Raw genomic sequence first — 20,312 nt, 5'->3', positions numbered from 1 at the left:
ATCACTCCTTGAGGGCTGTCTGTCGCAGCATGGGGCCGGTGGGATGGGCGCAGGCGGCCTCCTGGCGGCTGGGATCGTTCACTCGTCTTGATACCGGAAAGGCGCCCAAGAGTTCCCCCGAGGCCGGCACGAGCAGCTCGCGCAGCCGCTCCTCGGGAGTTGCCGGGTCCAGCCAGGTCGGGACATCCGCGGCGTCGATCACCGCCGGCAGACGGTCGGTGAGCGGGGCCAGCAGGGGGTTGGCGGGGACGGTGATCAGCGCGAAGGAGTCGTTGTACTCGGTGAGGCTGGTGTGGAAGCGACACCACAGGCCGGCGAGCAGCAGCGGCCCGCGGTCGGCGCGGGTGACCAGGAAGGGCTGCTTGCCCCGGGGCTGGGGCTTCCAGACGTAGACGCCTCCCGCCGGCACCAGGCAGCGTCGTGCGGCAAAGGCGTCGCGGAACATGGCACGCTGTTCCAGGGATTCTGCCCGGGCGCAGTGGGGCGCGTGGTCGAGCACCTTGAGCCAGGGCGGCGTCAGGCCCCAGAAGGCCCGCCCCAGGCGGGGACGCCCCGCCTCCGGCCGGATCAGCGACAGCGGGCGGCGCGGGGCCAGGTTGACGCCGGTGATCGGTGTCTCGTCCATCGCCAGGGACGGCAGCAGCCTCGTGAGGTCGAGGGGCGGGATATAAAGACGGCCGGCCATGGAACCTCCGGGAACAGGGAGCGTCAGGGTAACCAAGACCTCATGGCGAGGAAAGCGCCGCGCTCGCCGGGCTTGCGTTGGTCGACAGGCGCGATATCCTAGCGGAAACAGTGTTTTCGATAAGTCTCGTCGTCACTGCCCGCCGCGGTAATGCCGTTCCGTTCTCTCCCCGTCCCGTGAGGAAGTCGATGGCTCGTCCCAGACAGCACGCCCCGGAGGCCCTTCATGCCCAGGTGATGGCGGCCTGCGACGCCTGGCTTCAGGAGCAGCCCGTCCATACGCTGTCGCTGCGCTCCCTGGCGCGGGAGGTCGGCTGCGCCCCGAGCACCCTGCTGAAGCTCTATGGCAGCTTCCACAACCTGCTCCAGCACGTGAACATCGAGTCCCTGGCGCGCCTGCGCGCCGCCATCGATCCCCTGCTCGCCGAGCCGACGCCCGAGGAAAGGCTCAAGGCGCTGGCGCGGGCCTACTGGGAGTTCGCCCGTCGCGATGCCTTCCGCTGGCAGCTGTTGTTCGACTATCCCCTCGCCCAGGAGGGTGAGCTGGATCAGCGCCAGAACGAGATGATCGAGGCCCTCTTCCTGCGAGTGGAGAACACCCTCAAGGAGTACCAGCCGGCGCTGGACGACCTCGAGGCGCGCCGCCTGGGCCGGACCCTCTGGGGCAGCGTCCATGGCCTGGTGCAGTTGGGGCTCAACGAGCGGCTGGGCTACTGGCAGAGCGAGCCGCTGGAGGTGGACGAGCTACTGGATCAGCTGCTGACGACCATGCTCGCGGGGCTGACGGCGAGGTCCGCGGCGCCTTGAAGGGGCTGCTGGCATGGGGGGCGCCGGTCGCCTTGATGGTGGCGGCCCTGGCCTGGGGCATGCGCTCCCCTCGGCGGGCCCTGCGCCGACTGGTGTTCCTGGCGATCCACCTGCTCTATCGGTTGCGCTTCCGCGGTCGTCATCACATCCCGGCCCAGGGGCCCGCCCTGGTGGTCTGCAATCACGTCAGCTTCGTCGATGCCATGGTGGTGGGTGGCGCCAGTCCGCGCCCCTTGCGCTTCCTGATGGATCGTCCGATCTACGAGTCCCCCTGGTTGCACTGGCTGTTCAAGCTGGTCGGCGCGATTCCCGTGGACTCCGAGCGCAGCGATCCGGGCGGCTTGCGCCGGGCCCTGGAGCAGGTCAGCCGGGCCCTGCGCGCCGGCGAGGTCGTGATGCTCTTCCCCGAGGGGCGGCTGACGCCGGACGGCGAGGTGCACCGCTTCCGTCGGGGGTTGGAGTTGATCCTGGCGCGGGACCCGGTGCCGGTGGTCCCGGCGGGCCTGGCTGGCCTCTGGGGGTCCTGGACCTCCCATCATGGCGGCCGGGCCCTGACCAAGCTGCCGCGTCGCTTCCGGGCCCGCGTGGCCCTCTTCTTCGGCGAGCCGCTGCCCGTCGGGGCCGCCGAGCGATCCCGGGTCGAGGCGCGGGTCCGGGCGCTCAAGGCCGAGGCCGACGACTGGGTCGCCGGACGCTGAGTTCAGGCCTGGGCGACAACCGGGCGGCGCACCGCCTGCCAGCAGCGCGCCGAGGTGATCAGGTTGTCGCGCACCTCGAGGATCTCCATGCGCACCGCGCCGATCTGCAGGCAGGCAGGGCCGTCGGGGAAGGACTCCAGATGCTCCAGGATCAGGCCGTTGAGGGTCTTCGGGCCGTCGGTGGGCAGGTGCCAGCCCAGGGACTTGTTGATGTCGCGGATGTTGGCGGTGCCGTCGATGACATGGCTGCCGTCCTCCTGGGGGTGGATCTCCTGGTCCTGGCCGGCCACGTCGGTGGTGAATTCGCCGACGATCTCCTCGAGGATGTCCTCGAGGGTCACCAGCCCCTCCACGTCGCCGTATTCGTCCACCACGATGCCGATGCGCCGCTTCTGCTTCTGGAAGTTGAGCAGCTGGGTATGCAGCGGCGTCGATTCGGGAATGAAGTAGGGCTCCCGGGCCTCCTGGACGATGGCCGCCTTGGTGACCTCGCCGCGTGACAGGAAGCGCGCCGCGTTGCGCAGATGCAGCATGCCGATGATGTTGTTGATGTCCCCCTTGTAGACCGGCACTCGGGTATGCTGGCTGGTGCGAATCTGGGTGAGGATGTCGTCCAGGTCGTCGTCCAGGTCGATGCCCATCACCTCGTGGCGGGGGACCATGATGTCGTTCACCGTGACGTTCTCGAGATCCAGGATCGATACCAGCATGGCCTGGTGGCGGCGGGGAATCAGCGGGCCCGCTTCGTGGACCACGGTGCGCAGCTCGTCCCGGGTCAGGTTGTCGCCGCCGGCTTCCAGGGTCTTCACCCCGAGCAGGCGCAGCAGGCCGTTGGAGATGGCGTTGACCAGCCATACCAGGGGATAGAGCAGCTTGAGCAGCGGTTCCAGGACCATGGAGGCCGGGTAGGCGATGCGCTCGGGCTTCACCGCGGCGTAGGTCTTGGGTGTGACCTCGGCGAAGATCAGGATCACGATGGTCAGGATCAGGGGCGCCACCGCCGGCCCGGTCACCTCGCCGAAGAAGTGGATGGCCAGCACGGTGGCGATCGCCGCCGCCAGGTTGTTGACCAGGTTGTTGCCGATCAGGATGACGCCGATCCGCCGGCCAGGCCGCCCCAGCAGGCGCAGCACGCGCTGGGCTCGACGCTCGCCCCCGCCGGCCCGGTGGCTCAGGCGATAGCGGTTGATCGACATCATGCCGGTCTCGGAGCTCGAGAAGAAGGCGGAAAGGCAGATGAGCAGCAGCAGCAGGCCGAACAGCAATCCCAGAGGGAAGTCGTCGCTCAAGTCTAAGGATCCTCAATCGCGTATCAGGCTTGAGTTGTAGGGAGGGTGCCGGGCGGTGTCAAGGACGCGCCAGCAGGACCTCCAGCACGAACTTGCTGCCGAAGTAGGCCAGCAGCAGTAACAGGCAGCCGCCCAGGGTCCAGCGCACCGCGCGCAGGCCCCGCCAGCCCAGCCAGTGATGACCGGCCAGCAGGGCGGCGAAGAGCACCCAGGCGGCCAGTGACAGCACCGTCTTGTGGATCAGGTGCTGGGCGAACATGTCGTCGACGAACAGGAAGCCGCTGGCGATGGACAGGGTCAGCAAGGCCATGCCCGCCCAGACCAACTCGAAGAGGATGCGCTCCATGGTGGTCAGCGGCGGCAGCGACTGCACCACGCCCCGGAAATGATGATGGCGCAGGGCCTGGTTCTGCACCCCGAGCAGCACGGCCTGGATGGCGGCGATGGCCAGGAGGGCGAAGGCCAGCGCCGCGCTCAGGGCATGCAGGGCGATGCCCGGGGTCATGCCGGTACCCTTTTCCGGGCTCGGCATGCCGGTGGCCAGCAGCAGGGTCACCCCGGCGAGGGGAAACAGGCCCGTGGCGACATTGAGCACCGGCTTGAACAGGCTCACCCCCAGCAGCACCAGGACCGCCAGCCCGCTGGCCAGAACCGCGCTGGTGGTCACTCCCGGCAGCAGGGTCTCGCCCTGGGTGAGCAGTCCTACCGCCAGCGGCAGGTGGCAGAGCAGCCCGAGTGCGCCGAAACTGCGTACCAGGGCGGCCCGGGGAGGCACCCGCCGTGCCAGGACCAGCCCCTGCCAGGAGGCGGCCGCGAGGTAGAGGATGAAGGCCATGACCGCAAGTGGGAGCGCGTGCATCGATTGCTATCCGTGCGCCTTCGCCAGCGCCTGACGAGATGGAAATGGAGCGGCCACTATACCGAATCCTCCTGGCGGCGGACAGCCGCAGCGCTCGGCCGCCCGGGGAGGCCGGTGCCATGGAGAGTCGTGGCCACAAGGCGTATAATTTCGGGCCATTGCAGGAGAACCCCTCTCCCGTGTCGCCACGGGGGGTCCAATCCGGCGGTTCTTCCGGCCATCGTTTGCGGAGAGGCCCATGTTCCAGAATCTCAGTGATCGTCTGTCCCAGACGCTCAAATCGATCAAGGGTCAGGCCCGCCTGACCGAGGACAACGTCAAGGATACCCTGCGCGAGGTGCGCCGGGCCCTGCTGGAGGCCGATGTCGCCCTGCCGGTGGTCAAGGCCTTCATCGACCGGGTGCGCGAGCGCGCCGTGGGCCAGGAAGTGTCGAAGAGCCTCTCGCCGGGCCAGCAGTTCGTCAAGATCGTCCAGCAGGAGCTCGAGGCGATCATGGGCGAGGCCAACGAGGGCCTGAGCCTCAAGGGCAAGCCCGCCGTGGTACTGATGGCGGGTCTGCAGGGGGCGGGCAAGACCACCTCCGTCGCCAAGCTGGCGCGCTACCTGCGCGAGCGCGAGAAGAAGAAGGTGCTGGTGGTGTCAACCGACGTCTACCGTCCGGCGGCCATCGACCAGCTGGAGACCCTGGCCGGGGAGGTCGAGGTCGAGTTCTTCCCGTCGCGCAGCGACCAGCAGCCGGTGGCCATCGCCGAGGCGGCGATCAAGCACGCCAAGATCCAGTTCCACGACGTGGTGCTCGTCGATACCGCCGGCCGCCTGGCCATCGACGAGGCGATGATGGACGAAATCCAGGCCCTGCACCGGGCGGTATCGCCGGACGAGACGCTGTTCGTGGTCGACGCCATGACCGGCCAGGACGCCGCCAACACCGCCAAGGCCTTCCACGAGGCGCTGCCGCTGACCGGGGTGATCCTCACCAAGGCCGATGGCGACGCCCGGGGCGGGGCCGCCCTCTCGGTGCGTCACATCACCGGCAAGCCGATCAAGTTCATGGGCGTGGGCGAGAAGGTCGATGCCCTGGAGCCCTTCCACCCGGACCGGGTCGCGTCGCGTATCCTCGGCATGGGCGACGTGCTGTCGCTGATCGAGGAGGCCGAGCGCACCGTCGACAAGGGCAAGGCCGAGAAGCTCGCCAAGAAGGTCAAGAAGGGCGACGGCTTCGACCTCGAGGACTTCCGCGACCAGCTCCAGCAGCTCAAGAAGATGGGCGGCATGGGCGGCCTGCTGGGCAAGCTGCCCGGCATGGGCCAGATGGCCGAGATGGCCCAGGGGCCGGGTCCCGAGAAGGAGCTCGGCAAGCTCGAGGCGCTGATCAACTCCATGACGCCCCAGGAGCGGCGCAAGCCGGAGATCATCAACGGCTCGCGCAAGCGCCGCATCGCCGCCGGCGCCGGCTTGCAGGTGCCCGACCTCAATCGCCTGCTCAAGCAGCACAAGCAGATGCAGAAGATGATGAAGAAGGCGGGCAAGAAGGGCGGCATGCAGAAGATGATGCGCGGCATGTCCGGCATGATGGGCGGCGGCGGCCCCGGTGGTCCCGGCGGCATGGGCGGCCCGGGCGGCATGCCCTGGCGCTGAGCCGCCCGTGCCGGGCGGTCTGGCCAAAAAGGTTTCCAAGCCGGGGAGATTTCCGTAGAATGCGGCGTCTTCACTGGCAGGCCCGCGGCGCGACGCGGGCATCGTCGTGACCGAACGACCCGGCGGCGCGCCTGCGGTGTGCGGCCGAACCGATTGTCGAGGGCTTCGGCCCCGACCGACAACCTCCGAAACTCAACCGAAGGACAGTCAACGCATGGTTACCATTCGTCTGGCACGTGGTGGCGCCAAGAAGCGTCCCTTCTACCACCTGACCGTGACCGATTCCCGCAAAGCGCGCGACGGTCGTTTCATCGAGCGCCTGGGCTTCTTCAACCCGGTGGCCCGTGGCCAGGAAGAGCGTCTGCGCATCGATCTGGATCGCGTCAAGCACTGGCAGGATCAGGGCGCCCAGCTGTCCGGCCGCGTCGCCGAGCTGGTCAAGGAAGCCCGCAAGCAGGCCTGAAGCGCCTGACGGCCCGAATGTCTGACGCAGGACCGGCGATGAGCGCGAGCGTCGAGCAAGGCCAGGCCGACGACCATGTGGTGCTGGGGAAGTTGACCAGCCCCTACGGCGTCAAGGGCTGGCTGAAGGTGTACTCATACACCAGCCCCATGGAAGGCATCCTCGAGTACGGTGACTGGGTGCTTCGCCACCATGGTCGGCTGGAGCGCCATCGTCTCGCCCAGGGACGCCTGCATGGCAAGGGCCTGGTGGCCCGCCTGGAGGGCGTCGAGGATCGCAGTCAGGCCGAGGCCCTGGCCGGCGCCGAGGTGCTGTTGCCCAAGGCCGAGCTGCCCGAGCTCGAGGGCGAGGACGACTACTACTGGTACCAGCTGGAGGGCCTGCGGGTCGTGACCCGCGACGGCGTGGTGCTGGGGCGCATCGACTACCTGTTCGAGACCGGCGCCAACGACGTCATGGTCGTGAAGGGACGGGGCGAGGACGCCGTCGATGATCGCGAGCGGCTGCTGCCCTTTCTGCCCGGCGAGGTCGTGCAGGACGTCGACCTGGAGGCCGGGGAGATGACCGTCGACTGGGATCCGGACTTTTGAGCCGGGACGAGGCGGCGATGTGGGTCGGCGTGGTGTCGCTGTTTCCCGAGATGTTCGAGGCCCTGACCCGTCAGGGCGTGACGGGCAGAGCGGTGGAGAAGGGGCGCATCGCCCTGGAGTTCTGGAACCCCCGGGACTATGCCACCGACCGGCATCGCACCGTGGACGATCGCCCCTATGGCGGCGGCCCGGGGATGCTGATGAAGGTCGACACCCTGCGCTCGGCCATCCACGACGCCCGGGTGCGGGCCGAGGCCGTCACGGGGCAACGCCCCAGGGTGGTCTACCTGTCGCCCCAGGGGCGGCGGCTGGATCAGCGTGGTGCGCAGGCACTGGCATCGGGTCCCCCCCTGGTGGTGGTGGCCGGACGCTACGAAGGCATCGATGAGCGGGTCGTGGAGGCCGACATCGATGAGGAATGGTCGATCGGCGACTATGTGCTCAGCGGCGGCGAGCTGCCGGCCATGGTGCTGATCGATGCCGCGGCAAGGCTGGTGCCCGGGGTGCTGGGCCATCAGGATTCCGCGGTCGAGGACTCCTTCAACGACGGGCTGCTGGACTGTCCGCACTACACTCGCCCCGAGGTCATCGACGGGCGGCGAGTGCCGGAGGTTCTGCTCAGCGGTCACCATGGCGCCATCCGGCGCTGGCGGCTGAAGCAGTCCCTGGGGCGGACCTGGCTCAGGCGGCCGGACTTGCTGGAGGGCAGGGAGCTGACCGCCGAGGAGCAGGCCCTGCTCGAGGAGTTCATCGAGGAACACGCCGAGTGAGGCGGAGGTGCAGGACGTCCCCGAAAGGCGACGGACCTGTGTCACCAACAGCACTCCCGCGCTCTCGAGCCTGGCTCGGGCGCCGGGATCACGATTCGCCGGCCATCCATAGCCGGACCGGCGAGTCAAAGAACGTTATCGAGGAGTTATCGTCATGAGCAGCAAGAACAAGGTGATCCAGGCGCTCGAGGCCGAGCAGATGAGCAAGGACGTGCCGGAGTTCGCCCCGGGCGACACCGTGGTCGTCCAGGTCAAGGTCAAGGAAGGCAACCGCGAGCGCCTCCAGGCCTTCGAGGGCGTGGTGATCGGCAAGCGCAACCGTGGCCTGAACTCCGCCTTCACCGTGCGCAAGGTCTCCCATGGCGTCGGCGTCGAGCGGACCTTCCAGACCTACAGCCCGCTGGTCGACTCCATCAGCGTCAAGCGTCGCGGCGACGTGCGCCAGGCCAAGCTCTACTACCTCCGCGAGCGCAGCGGCAAGTCCGCCCGCATCAAGGAAAAGCTGGCCTAAGGCGATTGCCTGCCGGCATGCGGTGACGTGGCGCGCCACGCACCGATCGCGAAACCCCGTCACCGCACCCGCGGGGCGGGGTTTCGTCGTTATCGGACAGGGAGGAAGGCGGTGACGATCGACGACGAGCCCGGGGCCCTGGTGGAGGCCTTCCTCGACGACCTCTGGCTGGGGCAGGGGGCCAGCGACCATACCCTGACCGCCTATCGGCGCGATCTCATGGCCTGGGCGGCCCGGCTCGCCGAGGGCGAGCGGAGGCTGCTGGATCCCGGAAGCGAGACCCTCCCGAACTGGCTGGAGGAACGCCGGGTGGCCGGCTACCGACTGCGCAGCAATGCCCGGCTGCTGTCGAGCCTGCGCCGCTTCTATCGATGGGCCCTGGCCGAAGGGCGTCTCGACCATGATCCCCTGGCCGAGGTGCGCCTGCCTCGGGTGCGGCCGTCGCTGCCGGATACCCTGGAGGAGGGCGAGGTGGAACGACTGCTCGCGGCCCCGGACGTCGACAGCGACCTGGGGCTGCGGGATCGCACCATGCTCGAGGTGCTGTACGGCGCCGGGCTCCGGGTCAGTGAACTGGTCGGCTTGACCACCGATGCCGTCAACCTGCGCCAGGGCGTGGTAAGGGTCCGGGGCAAGGGCGACAAGGAGCGACTGGTGCCTCTGGGGGAGGAGGCCGTGGACTGGCTCACTCGCTACCTGCGCACCAGCCGCGGGGCCCTGATGCAGGACGTGACCCGGCCGGCCCTGTTCCCGGGGCGAGGCGACGCCTGCCTGACCCGGCAGGCCTTCTGGCACCGCATCAAGGCACATGCGCGAGCCGCCGGCATCGACCGGCCGCTGTCGCCGCACACCCTGCGACACGCCTTCGCCACCCACCTGTTGAATCATGGGGCCAACCTGCGTGTCGTACAGCTGCTGCTCGGTCACAGCGACCTGTCGACCACGCAGATCTATACCCATGTGGCGCAGGCCCGGCTGGAGGCCCTGCACGCCGATCACCATCCTCGAGGCTGACTCATGACATCAACCTTCCGCGCCCTGGGCGCCGCCCTCCTCACCGCGCTCGCGTTGCCTGCCCTGGCCCAGGACGAGGCCGCCCAGCGACTGGCCGAGACCCTCCGGGTCGACGGTCGCCCCTTGCCGGTGGAACGGGTCGAGACGACCCCCCTGGCGGGCTTCTACGAGGTGCGCCTGGAAACCGGCGAGCGCTTCTATACCGACGACGAGGGGAGCTACTTCCTGGTCGGTGACCTCTACGAGAATGCCGAGGGGGGACTGGTGAACCTCTCGGAGCAGGCCCGCAACGCCGAGCGCGCCGCCCGCCTGGCGGCGATTCCCGATGCGCAGCGGGTGAGCTTCCGAGGCGCCGACGAGCCTCGGGCCCGGATCACGGTCTTCACCGACACCACCTGCCCGTATTGTCGCCGCTTGCACCAGGAGGTGCCCCGGCTCAACGAGCTGGGCATCCGGGTCGACTACCTGGCCTTTCCCCGTGCCGGCATGAACTCGCCGGGGGCACGGGAACTGCAGCGGGTGTGGTGCGCGGACGATCCGAGCGAGGCCATGGCCGCGGCCAAGCGGGAAGAGGCCTTCGAGGGTGACGCGGCCTGCGACAATCCGGTCGAGGCACAGTATCATCTGGGCATGGAGCTCGGCGTGCAGGGCACGCCGGCCATCGTCCTGCCCGATGGACGCCTGGTGCCCGGCTACGTGCCGGCGGAACGCCTGGCGGCCATGCTGGGCCTGCACGACTGACCACCGCGCCACGCAAGCGCCGGTGGCGGGGCCTTTGCCCCACCAACGCTGAGACACACGCCAGAACGAGGGGAATGACATTGAAACCGGTGAGAGTGGGAATCTGTGGCCTGGGCACCGTCGGTGGCGGGACCTTCAACGTGCTGACGCGCAACGCCGACGAGATCGCCCGTCGGGCGGGGCGGCCCATCGTCATCGAGCAGGTGGCCTACCGCACCCCCAATCCCGAGTGTGACGTCACCGGCATCAAGACCACCCAGGACGTCTTCGAGGTCGCCGCCAATCCCGACATCGACGTGGTGGTGGAGCTGATCGGCGGCTATGACGTGGCCAGGGAACTGGTGCTGACGGCCATCGACAACGGCAAGCACGTCGTCACCGCCAACAAGGCGCTGATCGCGGTGCACGGCAACGAGATCTTCCAGGCCGCCCACGAGAAGGGCGTGATCGTGGCCTTCGAGGCCGCGGTGGCCGGCGGCATCCCGGTGATCAAGTCGCTGCGCGAGGGGCTGGGCGCCAACCGCATCGAATGGCTGGCCGGCATCATCAACGGGACCGGCAACTTCATCCTCACCCACATGCGCGACGAGGGCCGGGCCTTCGAGGACGTGCTCGCCGAGGCCCAGGCGCTGGGCTATGCCGAGGCCGATCCCACCTTCGACGTGGAAGGCATCGACGCCGCCCACAAGCTGACCATCCTGGCCTCCATCGCCTACGGCGTGCCGCTGCAGTTCGAGAAGGCCTATACCGAGGGCATCTCCCGGGTCACCGCCGAGGACGTGGAGCAGGCCGACAACCTGGGCTACATCATCAAGCACCTGGGCATCTCCAAGCGCACCGACGAGGGCCTGGAGCTGCGCGTGCACCCGACCCTGATCCCCAAGGAACGGCTGCTGGCCAACGTCCATGGCGTCAAGAACGCCATCGCCGTGATGGGGGACGCCGTGGGGCCGACCCTCTACTACGGCGCCGGTGCCGGTGCCGAGCCCACCGCCTCGGCGGTGGTGGCCGACGTCCTCGACGTGGCCCGCGACATCACCACCGACCACCACTATCGGGTGCCCTACCTGGCCTTCAGCGGCATCGGCGAGGGCGACGACCAGCCGCAGATCCTGGCCATGGAGGAGATCAGCACCGCCTATTACCTGCGCCTGCTGGCGGTGGACCGTCCCGGCGTGCTGGCTCGGGTCGCCACCATCCTCTCGGACGAGGGCATCTCCATCGAGGCGCTGATCCAGAAGGAAGCCACCGAGGGCGAGCTGGTGCCGATCATCCTGCTGACCCACCGCACCCGGGAACGGCACATGAACGAGGCGATCCGCAAGATCGAGTCCATGGCCGACATCGCCGGTCCGGTGACGCGGATCCGGGTCGAGGCCCTGGACGAGCACGAATAAGCCGGGCTGCGCCCGGAGCCGTAAGCCATAAGCTTGAAGCTGGAAGAGACAATCAGCGGATTCTGAAGGGCTTGTGGCGGCCCAGGGCTGTCGCCGCTTTCTGTAGCGAGGGGCGCCGGGGGCAAGCCGAAGAGGAGGTCCTATGCCAGGGATGGCATCGGTAGCGCCCAGGGAAGGGTTTACAGCGCCTCCTCGCGGCTTGTCGCCGGATCAGCCCCGAGCGAGCAAAGGAACCGAATGATGCGCTATATCAGTACCCGCGGGCAGGCGCCCGCGCTGTCCTTCGAGGAGGTCGTGCTCACCGGCATGGCCAGCGACGGCGGCCTCTACGTGCCGGAGACCGTTCCCCAACTCACCCCCGAGGAGCTCGCCGACATGGCCGGCTGCTCCTATGCCGAGATCGCCTTCCGGGTGATGAAGCCCTATGTGGGCGGCGAGATCGACGACGACACCTTCCGCGCCATCGTCCACGAGGCCTATGCCACCTTCAGCCACGATGCCGTGGTGCCGCTCAACCAGCTCGATGCCAACCACTTCCTGCTCGAGCTCTTCCACGGCCCCACGCTGGCCTTCAAGGACGTGGCCCTGCAGCTGCTCGGCCGACTGCTGGATCACTTCCTCAAGAAGCGCGGCGAGCGCGCGGTGATCATGGGGGCCACCTCGGGCGACACCGGCTCGGCGGCCATCGAGGGCTGCCGCCATTGCGACAACCTGGACATCTTCATCCTCCACCCGCATAACCGGGTCTCGGAGGTCCAGCGTCGCCAGATGACCACGGTGCTGGCCGACAACGTCTTCAATATCGCCATCGAGGGCAACTTCGACGACGCCCAGGCCATGGTCAAGGCCAGCTTCGCCGACCAGGGATTCCTGAACGGCACTCGCCTGGTGGCGGTGAACTCGATCAACTGGGCGCGCATCATGGCCCAGATCGTCTATTACGTGGCCTCCGCCGTGGCGCTGGGCGCGCCGCATCGCCCGGTCAGCTTCTGCGTGCCCTCGGCCAACTTCGGCAACGTCTTCGCCGGCTACATGGCCCATCGCATGGGGCTGCCGGTGGAGCGCTTCGTCATCGCCACCAACGCCAACGACATCCTGCACCGGACGCTGACCGACAACGACTTCTCCAAGCGGGACCTGGTCGCCACCCTGGCGCCGTCCATGGACATCGTGGTGTCCTCGAACTTCGAGCGCCTGCTGTTCGAGGCCTACGAGCGGGACGGCACGGCCGTGGCCGAGCTGCTGGAGCGCTTCCAGCACGAGCCTGCCGCGCTCGCCGACGCCCCGCTGGCGCGGCTGCGCGAGAAGTTCGCCAGCCACAGCACCGACGATGCCACCATCCTGGAGGTCATCCGCGAGGCCCATCACCGCACCCAGGAGATCCTCGACCCCCATACCGCCACCGGCTATCGCGCCGCCGAGCGCGAGCGGGGCGATGCCGCCGTGCCCATGGTGACCCTGGCGACCGCCCATCCGGCCAAGTTCGCCGAAGCGGTGGTCAAGGCCGGTTTCCCCGGGGTGCCGCTGCCGCCGCACATGGACGACCTGCTGGAGCGCGAGGAGCGCTACGCCGTCCTGCCCGCCGCCCTCGAGGCGGTGCAGGAATACGTCGCCGAGCACCGCCGTTAAAGCCGTAAGCTTTAAGCCGGAAGTGAAAAGCAGTGAGGGGCGCCGGGGGCAGGCCGCAGAGGAAGCCCTTCGCCAGGGATGGGGTGACAGCGCCTCCTCGGTGGTCCGGCACTCCGGGGCCTGTCCCCGGATCAGCCCCGCTTGATCCCCCGTCTGGCTGAATTCGATATTCCATCCAAAGGAGTCGGGCTTGGATGCCGTGACCGATCCCCACGACCTGCATGAACGCCTCGAACCCCGGATCCTGCCGCGCCCTCGCGATGCGGCCCTGGAGGCCCGCGCCCTGGAGGAGGGACTGACGCCGCTGCAGGCCCGGGTGCTGGCCGGGCGCCTGCCCGGTCATGTCGGCGAGCTCGCGCCCCTGGTATCGCCGAGCCTGCGCCACCTGGCGCACCCCGAGCGGCTGGCCGACGGGCGCCGGGCGGCCGAGCGCATCGCCCGGGCGGTGGTCGAGGGCGAGCACATCGGCATCCTCACCGACTACGACGTGGACGGCATCACTTCCCACGTGGTGATCCGCCGGACCCTGCACGAGCTGTTCGGGGTGCCCGAGTCACGGCTGCACAGCCTGATCGGCCATCGCATCCATGACGGCTACGGCATCAGCCTGCCGCTGGTGGAGCGTACCCTGAGGCTCTCGCCGCGGCCCAGCCTGGTGATCACCGCCGACTGCGGCAGCAGCGACGAGCCGCGCATCGCGCGACTCAAGGCCGCCGGCATCGATGTGGTGGTCAGCGACCACCATGCCCTGCCGGTGGAGGGGCCGCCGGCCTCGGCCTTCGCTACCGTCAACCCGACCCGTGACGACTGCGACTACCCGGATCCCACCATCGCCGGCTGCATGGTGGCCTGGCTGGTCATGTCGCTGACCCGGGCCGTGCTGATCGAGTGGGGTGCCCTGGGGCCGGACACCCCCAAGCTGTCGCCCTGGCTGTCCTACGTGGCCCTGGGCACGGTGGCGGACTGCGTGTCGCTGGGCGGCAGCGCCGCCAACCGGGCCGTGGTGGCCCAGGGCCTGACGCTGATCAACCGCATGGAGGCGGCCTGCTGGCGGGCCATGGCCCAGCGCCTGGGCGCCGATAGCGTGCCCTTCGACGCCGAGACCCTGGCCTTCCAGATGGGGCCCAGGATCAATGCCCGCTCGCGGCTCGACGATCCCTACGCGGCGCTGCACTTTATGCTGGCCGAGCAGGATCATGTCGCGCAGCGCTACCTCGAGGTGCTGGATCGGGACAACCAGTCCCGCAAGGCCATCGAGGCGGAGATGACCGAACGGGCCAAGGGGCTGGCCCGGCCCCGGCTGGCCGAGGGAGCGCCGGCCCTGGTGATCTTCCTCGAGGACGGCCACGCCGGTGTCCAGGGCATCGTCGCCTCCCGTCTGGTGCAGGCCTTCGGCCGGCCGAGCCTGGTGCTGACTCCGGCCGCCCAGGCCGGCATGCTGACCGGCTCGGGACGCTCGATCGAGGCGCTTCACCTGCGGGATGCCCTGCAGCGAGCCCACGACCTCTCGCCCGAGGCCCTGCCGCGCTTCGGCGGGCATCGTGGCGCCGCCGGGGTGGGGGTGCCGGTGGAGTCCCTCGAGGCCTTCCGCGAGGCCTTCCTGCGGGCGGTGGCGGAGCAGCTGGGTGACCTCGAACTCTTCCCGAGGATTCTCACCGACGGCGCGCTCGAGGCCCACCAGCTCGACCTCGCCACCCTCGACGAGCTCGAGGCCCTCGGCCCCTACGGCCGGGAATTCGACCCGCCGTTGTTCGAGGGCGAGTTCCTGGTCGAGGCCCTGCGCCCGGTGGGCGCGGACGGCAGCCACCTGATGCTCGAGCTGTCGGCCGGGGCCGTGTCCGTGCGTGCCATCTGGTTCCGGGCGCTGACCCCGGGGGAGGTGCCGGCCTTCGGGATCGGGGACCGCCTGCACTGTGCCTACAAGCTCAACCGCAACCGCTGGCGGGGGCGCGAGGCGCTGCAGCTGATGGTCGAGCATGCCGTCCCGCTCGATTGAGGCCTGGTATACTGCAGCGCATCATCGAGGCCGGCGTCGCCGGCCTTCGTCTTTCCATCACCCAAGGAACGTTCATGGACCCCAAGGAGCTGCCTACCGACCCGCATCGCCTCTACGAGGATCTCCTGGCCATGCTGTTGGGCACCCTCTTCGTCGCCCTCGGCGTCAACTTCTACACCGAGGCGACGCTGCTCACCGGCAGTACCGCCGGCATGGCCCTGCTGATGCAGTACGCCACCGGCTGGAGCTTCGGGCTGCTGTTCTTCCTGCTCAACCTGCCCTTCTATGCCCTGGCGATCCGACGCATGGGCTGGAACTTCACCCTGCGCACCTTCGTGGCCATCGGCCTGGTCTCACTGTTCTCCGAGCTGACCGGGCAATGGATCGCCATCGAACGCCTGCATCCCCTCTATGCGGCCCTGATGGGCGGCAGCCTGATCGGCCTGGGCATGCTGGTGCTGTTTCGCCACCGCACCAGTCTCGGCGGCATCAACATCCTGGCGCTCTTTCTCCAGGAGCGCTACGGCTGGCGGGCGGGCTACGTGCAGCTGGCCATCGACGGCATGATCCTGCTGGTGGCCTTCTTCATGCTGCCCCTGGACAAGGTGGCGCTGTCGGTCTTCGGCGCCCTGGCCATGAACCTGATCATCGCCCTGAATCACAAGCCGGGGCGCTATCTGGGGGTGAGCTAGCTGTGTAAACCCACCAGGTTGTTCACGGAAAGTCCCAGCCGACTAATCGGAGGCTGATAATTCAGACTGGCATGTGGCCGATGCCAGTTGTACTGGTGGAGCCAGGCGGGCAGATGCTCGCCTCGTTGCTCTGAGCTCTGATAAGACCAGGCATAGGCCCATTCGCGCAGGGCGGTTTGAATGAACCGCTCTGCCTTGCCATTGGTACGGGGCGTAAAGGGGCGAGTGCGCTTGCGTTTCAGCCCTAATCGGCGGCACAGGCGGCGGAATGGCTTGGACTTGTAGCATCCGCCATTGTCGGTCAGTACCCGGCTAAAGTGGACCCCCAGACGCCTGTAGTACCGCACGGCCTGCAGCAGCGCACGGCAAGCGCTCCACTTGGTCTCATCCGGCAGGATGGTGCTGAAGGCCACTCGCGAGTGGTCGTCGATGGCCACATGGACGTACTCCCAGCCAGCGCCTCGTGTGTTCTGCTGGCGATTGCCGGTGACACGATGCCCTGGGCGCTCGAAGCGGCCGAGCTTCTTGATGTCCAGGTGCAGGAGCTCTCCCGGGGCGTCATGCTCGTAGCGGTTCTCGAGAGGAGCGGGCGCCAAGACCGAGAGACGATTCAGCCCCTCGCGCTCAAGGAGTCGCGCGACCGTACTGTGTCCGATGCCCACCTGTTCGGCAATCTGGCGGTAGGTCTGGCGCTGCCGGCGGCGTGCGATGACCTGCGCGCGGATCGCGTCTGGGGTCTCATGAGGACAACGGCATGGGCGAGAAGAACGGTCCAGGAGACCGGCCTCGCCCTCGTCCCTGTAACGGCGTACCCACTTGTAGACCGTCCGCACACTGACGCCTTGCGCCTGGGCCACCTCCGCTGGCCGAAGCCCTTCCCTGATGACTCGGCGGACCAGCAGGGCTCGACCATGCACTGTGAGACGGGCATTCTTATGGGTGTTCATCCGGGCCTCCTGGAGGTTGGTTTGGGTCGCACCTCCAATTGTCCGGGTAGGTTCCGGATGAACAACCTACCGAGAGATCACAGCTAGCAGCCTGTCGGGCTTAACGCTGATCTACTGCGAACCCCGGGCTTTCGGCCAACGGTATTCGATCCATGTCGTTAAATAGCGCGCTATTCGCCTCGATCGATCGACCCATTTGACTCGAAATCCGTGATTCTCGTGACGATCGGTCAAACCCGACAGGCCGCCAGGGGGCTCAGTAGTTGGGCCAGACCCCGGGCGTGGCCAGTGCGGTAGGCCGGATAAACGAGCCTGCGAGTGCATCCGGCGGGCTTCGAGCCGGGATCATGGTGGATGCGCTAACGCTTATCCCCCTACCGTCAGGGGCTCAGTAGTTGGGCCAGACGCCGGGCGTGGCCAATTCGAGCAGATGGCCGTCCGGGTCGCGGAAGTACAGACTTTCCCCACCGCGTGGCCAGTGGGTGCGGCCCTCGATCTCGACGCCGTGGTCGCGGAGCTGGGTTTCCCAGCCGGGCAGGTCGTGGCTGGCGATGGCGAAGGCCATGTGCACCCGGCCGGCGCCGTCGTGGGGCGGGATGGTTCCCATGTCGTCGGGGAGCACCACGGTGTCCAGGGTCTCGCCCCGCAGGAACAGCAGCAGCACCGAGCCCGCCCCGGCATCGTAGGCGGTGAAGCGGTGGTCCGAGGTGAAGGGCGCGAGCCCCATCACCCCCTCGAAGAAGGTCTGGGCCCGGGTCATGTCCTCCACGTAGAGGGCCGTCTCCAGCACGCCATTGAGTTCGGGCATTCGCCGTCCTCCTCGGAACCTCGATGCCTTCAGCCTAGCAGCCAGAGGCCCCCAGGCGGGCCCACCTGGCCGGCCTCCCCTAGGGGGCCCCCTAGGCGGGCCCCCCTAGGTGGCCCCCCAGAACCACCAGGCGATCAGCGCGATCAGCGACAGTCCGGCGAGATTGATGATCCAGCTCATGCGGGGGACTCCTGTGGCACGTCAGGCGAGCGGGCGGGACGAGTGGCGCGCGGCGAGAACCAGCGCAGGCGGTTGGCGTTGGCGACCACGGTGATCGAGGAAGCCGACATGGCGGCCCCGGCGATCATGGGGGAGAGCAGGGTGCCGGTGACGGGGTACAGGACCCCGGCGGCGATGGGAATGCCCAGCACGTTGTAGCCGAAGGCGCCCGCCAGGTTCTGCTTGATGTTGATCAGCGTGGCCCGACTGATCTCGATGGCGTCGGCGACGCCGTGCAGGGAACCGCGCATCAGGGTGATGCCGGCACTCTCGATGGCGACGTCGGTGCCCTGGCCGATGGCGAAGCCCACGTCGGCCCGGGCCAGGGCCGGGGCATCGTTGATGCCGTCGCCGACCATGCCGACCACCTCGCCGTCGCGCTGGCGGCGCTCGATCTCGGCATGCTTGTCCTCGGGCAGCAGGCCGGCGCGGACCTCGTCGATCCCCACCTCGGCCGCGATGGCCTCGGCGGTGTGGGCGTTGTCGCCGGTGAGCATCACGACTCGCAGGCCGTCGGCCTGGAGCCGCCGGATGGCTTCCACGGCGTCCTCGCGCAGGGGGTCGCTGATCCCGAAGACGGCGGCGAGGCGTCCGTCGATGGCCAGGTAGACCACGGTGCGGGCCCGGCCCTCGAGGTCCGCGGCGATGGCTCGCCCCGGCGCCAGGTCCACTCCGTCCGCTTCCAGCAGCCGCGGGTTGCCCAGACGCAAGGTCCGGCCGTCGGCGGTGCGGGCGGTGACGCCGCCGCCGGTCACGCTGTCGAAGTCATGGATCTCGGCGGGCTCGGCGCCATGTGCCTCCGCATGGGCCAGCAGCGCGGTGGCGAGGGGGTGCTCGGAGCCGCGCTCCAGCGCCGCCACCAGGGCCAGGACGTCGCCGCGGTCGTCGGCCAGGATCTCCGTTTCGGTGACCCGGGGCTTGCCCTCGGTGAGGGTGCCGGTCTTGTCCACCACCAGGGTGGTCAGCCGGCTGGCGGTCTGCAGCGCCTCGCCGCTGCGCACCAGCACGCCGTGCTCGGCGGCCTTGCCGACCCCGATCATGGTGGAGATGGGCGTGGCCAGGCCCAGGGCACAGGGGCAGGCGATGATCAGCACCGTGGTGGCGGTGACCAGCATGTGCAGCAGGCGAGGCTCGGCGCCGAGGTTGTACCAGGCCAGGGCGGTCAGCACCGCGACGATCATCACCGAGGGCACGAAGATCCCCGACACGGTGTCGGCGAGCCGGCCGATGGGCGGGCGAGAAGCCTGGGCCTGGGCGACCTGTTCGGTGATCCGGCCGAGCCGGGTATCGGCACCGACGCGCGTCGCCCGATAGACGAGCCCGCCCCGGCCGTTGACAGTGCCCGCGCTGAGCTCGTCGCCAGCCGCCTTGGCCACCGGCACCGGCTCGCCGGTGAGCATGGATTCGTCGATATGGCTTCGCCCTTCCAGCACCTCGCCATCCACGGGCAGGCGCTCCCCGGGGCGCACCCTCAGGCGGTCGCCCTCGCGCACCTCGTCGATGTCGACCTCGAACTCGCGACCCTCGCGGATCACCCGGGCCGTCCGGCTCTGCAGGTCGAGCAGGCGCTTGAGCGCATCGCTGGTCCGTCCGCGGGCCCGCAGCTCCAGGGCATTGCCCAGCAATACCAGGCCGATGACCATGGCCGAGGCCTCGAAGTAGATCCCTCGGGCCGCCTCGGGGAGCCCCTCCGCGAAGGCCACCACGACCATGGAGTAGCCCCATGCGGTACCGGTGCCCATGGCGATCAGGGTGTCCATGTTGGCCTGGTGATGGCGCAGGTTCTTCCAGGCATTGACGAAGAAGTGGCGCCCCGGCCCGGCCATGACCGCCAGGGTCAGCAGTCCCACGGCCAGCCAGTAGAGCCGGCCGCCGCCCGTCGGCTCGGGGTGATGGACGAACATGCTGGCCATCAGGGGCACGGCCAGGGCCAGCGCCAGGGCACTGCCCCGCAGTCGACGCCGGTACTCGGCGGCATCACGCTCGGCGCGCACCCGCTCCGCCTCGCGCAGGTCGACGATGGGCTCGGCGCCGTAGCCCACCGCCTCCACGGCGGCGATCAGGGCCTGGTCATCGGCGCTGCCGCGGATCTGGGCGGTCTGGTTGGCCAGGTTGACCGTGGCCGTGTCGACCCCCGGGGTGCGCTCGAGCGCCTGTCGCACGCTCTTCACGCAACCGGCGCAGGTCATGCCCTGGATCGACAGGCGCCGGGTCGCCATGCCCGACCCTCGCTCGGAGGCGGTGCCGGCCTCGTCGGACGGCGGAGGAGCGGGCTCGTCCCCTTGCGACCCGGGCGGATAGCCGGCCGCATCCAGTGTGGCGTCCAGGCCTTCGCCATCGAGCCGGGTGACCACCTCGAGCCGCTTCTCGGCCGGAGTGCCGGTCACCTCGGCGTCCGCGTCGCGAGCCTGGATGGCCTTGCGCATGCGTGAGACGCAGCCCTGGCAGCTCATCGCAGGAATGTGACGGACATGGCGGAAGGTCGTCGATGGCTCGGGCGACTCCGGTGGGTAGCCGGCCTGCTCGAGCGCCTCATCCAGGCAAGCCCCGTCCAGGCGG

19 protein-coding genes are annotated in these 20,312 nt (G+C 68.8%); 13 read left to right on the top strand and 6 right to left on the bottom strand.

Annotated features, from left to right (window positions below):
• Position 1: 1 nt before the first annotated feature.
• Positions 2-685, bottom strand: coding sequence for an SOS response-associated peptidase (locus BEI_RS16180; RefSeq protein ID WP_097790487.1), 684 nt, complete (start codon positions 683-685; stop codon positions 2-4).
• A gap of 188 nt (positions 686-873) precedes the next feature.
• Between BEI_RS16180 and BEI_RS16175 the strand changes: the two genes are divergently transcribed.
• On the top strand, positions 874-1,491 hold the full coding sequence (locus BEI_RS16175; protein WP_097790486.1) for a TetR/AcrR family transcriptional regulator: 618 nt from the start codon (positions 874-876) through the stop codon (positions 1,489-1,491).
• A 35-nt stretch (positions 1,492-1,526) separates the two neighbouring features.
• Positions 1,527-2,189, top strand: coding sequence for a 1-acyl-sn-glycerol-3-phosphate acyltransferase (locus BEI_RS16170; protein WP_379802357.1), 663 nt, complete (start codon positions 1,527-1,529; stop codon positions 2,187-2,189).
• 2 nt (positions 2,190-2,191) lie between these two features.
• Here the strand turns inward: BEI_RS16170 and BEI_RS16165 are convergent, their stop codons facing one another.
• Together BEI_RS16165 and BEI_RS16160 are read right to left on the bottom strand one after the other, a co-directional pair.
• On the bottom strand, positions 2,192-3,478 hold the full coding sequence (locus tag BEI_RS16165; RefSeq protein ID WP_097790485.1) for an HlyC/CorC family transporter: 1,287 nt from the start codon (positions 3,476-3,478) through the stop codon (positions 2,192-2,194).
• Between the two features lie 58 nt (positions 3,479-3,536).
• Positions 3,537-4,337: a cytochrome C assembly family protein gene (locus BEI_RS16160; protein WP_097790484.1), complete on the bottom strand. Its 801-nt coding sequence runs from the start codon at positions 4,335-4,337 to the stop codon at positions 3,537-3,539.
• A 238-nt stretch (positions 4,338-4,575) separates the two neighbouring features.
• Between BEI_RS16160 and ffh the strand changes: the two genes are divergently transcribed.
• The 11 genes from ffh (at position 4,576) to BEI_RS16105 (ending at position 15,779) form a co-directional block, all read left to right on the top strand.
• Entirely contained in the window at positions 4,576-5,976 is a 1,401-nt protein-coding gene (ffh, locus tag BEI_RS16155) for a signal recognition particle protein (RefSeq protein WP_097790483.1), read from the top strand.
• A 214-nt stretch (positions 5,977-6,190) separates the two neighbouring features.
• On the top strand, positions 6,191-6,439 hold the full coding sequence (gene rpsP, locus BEI_RS16150) for a 30S ribosomal protein S16 (RefSeq protein WP_097790482.1): 249 nt from the start codon (positions 6,191-6,193) through the stop codon (positions 6,437-6,439).
• A 38-nt stretch (positions 6,440-6,477) separates the two neighbouring features.
• Positions 6,478-7,029, top strand: a complete 552-nt coding sequence (gene rimM, locus BEI_RS16145) for a ribosome maturation factor RimM (RefSeq protein WP_097790481.1) — start codon at positions 6,478-6,480, stop codon at positions 7,027-7,029.
• 17 nt (positions 7,030-7,046) lie between these two features.
• A complete protein-coding gene (gene trmD, locus BEI_RS16140; RefSeq protein ID WP_097790480.1) occupies positions 7,047-7,799 on the top strand; it encodes a tRNA (guanosine(37)-N1)-methyltransferase TrmD in 753 nt (250 codons plus the stop codon).
• Between the two features lie 154 nt (positions 7,800-7,953).
• A complete protein-coding gene (rplS, locus tag BEI_RS16135) occupies positions 7,954-8,310 on the top strand; it encodes a 50S ribosomal protein L19 (RefSeq protein WP_097790479.1) in 357 nt (118 codons plus the stop codon).
• A gap of 111 nt (positions 8,311-8,421) precedes the next feature.
• Positions 8,422-9,324, top strand: a complete 903-nt coding sequence (xerD, locus tag BEI_RS16130; protein WP_193765127.1) for a site-specific tyrosine recombinase XerD — start codon at positions 8,422-8,424, stop codon at positions 9,322-9,324.
• A 3-nt stretch (positions 9,325-9,327) separates the two neighbouring features.
• Entirely contained in the window at positions 9,328-10,065 is a 738-nt protein-coding gene (locus BEI_RS16125) for a DsbC family protein (protein WP_097790478.1), read from the top strand.
• An 80-nt stretch (positions 10,066-10,145) separates the two neighbouring features.
• Positions 10,146-11,462 carry a homoserine dehydrogenase gene (locus tag BEI_RS16120; protein ID WP_097790477.1) on the top strand — a complete coding sequence of 439 codons (1,317 nt, stop codon included), beginning with the start codon at positions 10,146-10,148 and terminating at the stop codon, positions 11,460-11,462.
• Positions 11,463-11,702: 240 nt separating this feature from the next.
• Positions 11,703-13,091: a threonine synthase gene (gene thrC / locus BEI_RS16115; protein WP_097790476.1), complete on the top strand. Its 1,389-nt coding sequence runs from the start codon at positions 11,703-11,705 to the stop codon at positions 13,089-13,091.
• Positions 13,092-13,281: 190 nt separating this feature from the next.
• Complete coding sequence (locus BEI_RS16110) at positions 13,282-15,087, top strand: single-stranded-DNA-specific exonuclease RecJ (protein WP_420809721.1); 1,806 nt, start codon at positions 13,282-13,284, stop codon at positions 15,085-15,087.
• Between the two features lie 74 nt (positions 15,088-15,161).
• Positions 15,162-15,779: a YitT family protein gene (locus BEI_RS16105; protein ID WP_097790475.1), complete on the top strand. Its 618-nt coding sequence runs from the start codon at positions 15,162-15,164 to the stop codon at positions 15,777-15,779.
• Here the strand turns inward: BEI_RS16105 and BEI_RS16100 are convergent.
• The 3 genes from BEI_RS16100 to BEI_RS16090 all read right to left on the bottom strand — a co-directional run bounded on the left by BEI_RS16100 (position 15,776) and on the right by BEI_RS16090 (position 20,206).
• Positions 15,776-16,726: an IS481 family transposase gene (locus BEI_RS16100; protein ID WP_097788439.1), complete on the bottom strand. Its 951-nt coding sequence runs from the start codon at positions 16,724-16,726 to the stop codon at positions 15,776-15,778. The two genes, BEI_RS16105 and BEI_RS16100, sit on opposite strands and share 4 nt — an antisense overlap.
• A 388-nt stretch (positions 16,727-17,114) precedes the next feature.
• Complete coding sequence (locus BEI_RS16095; protein WP_097790474.1) at positions 17,115-17,534, bottom strand: VOC family protein; 420 nt, start codon at positions 17,532-17,534, stop codon at positions 17,115-17,117.
• A 176-nt stretch (positions 17,535-17,710) separates the two neighbouring features.
• A complete protein-coding gene (locus BEI_RS16090) occupies positions 17,711-20,206 on the bottom strand; it encodes a heavy metal translocating P-type ATPase (RefSeq protein ID WP_097791127.1) in 2,496 nt (831 codons plus the stop codon).
• Positions 20,207-20,312: the final 106 nt, after the last annotated feature.

Source organism: Halomonas beimenensis (assembly GCF_002549795.1).
GTDB lineage: Bacteria > Pseudomonadota > Gammaproteobacteria > Pseudomonadales > Halomonadaceae > Halomonas > Halomonas beimenensis.
Note: the sequence above shows the minus strand (reverse complement) of the source record. Positions and strands in the feature narration are given on the sequence as shown.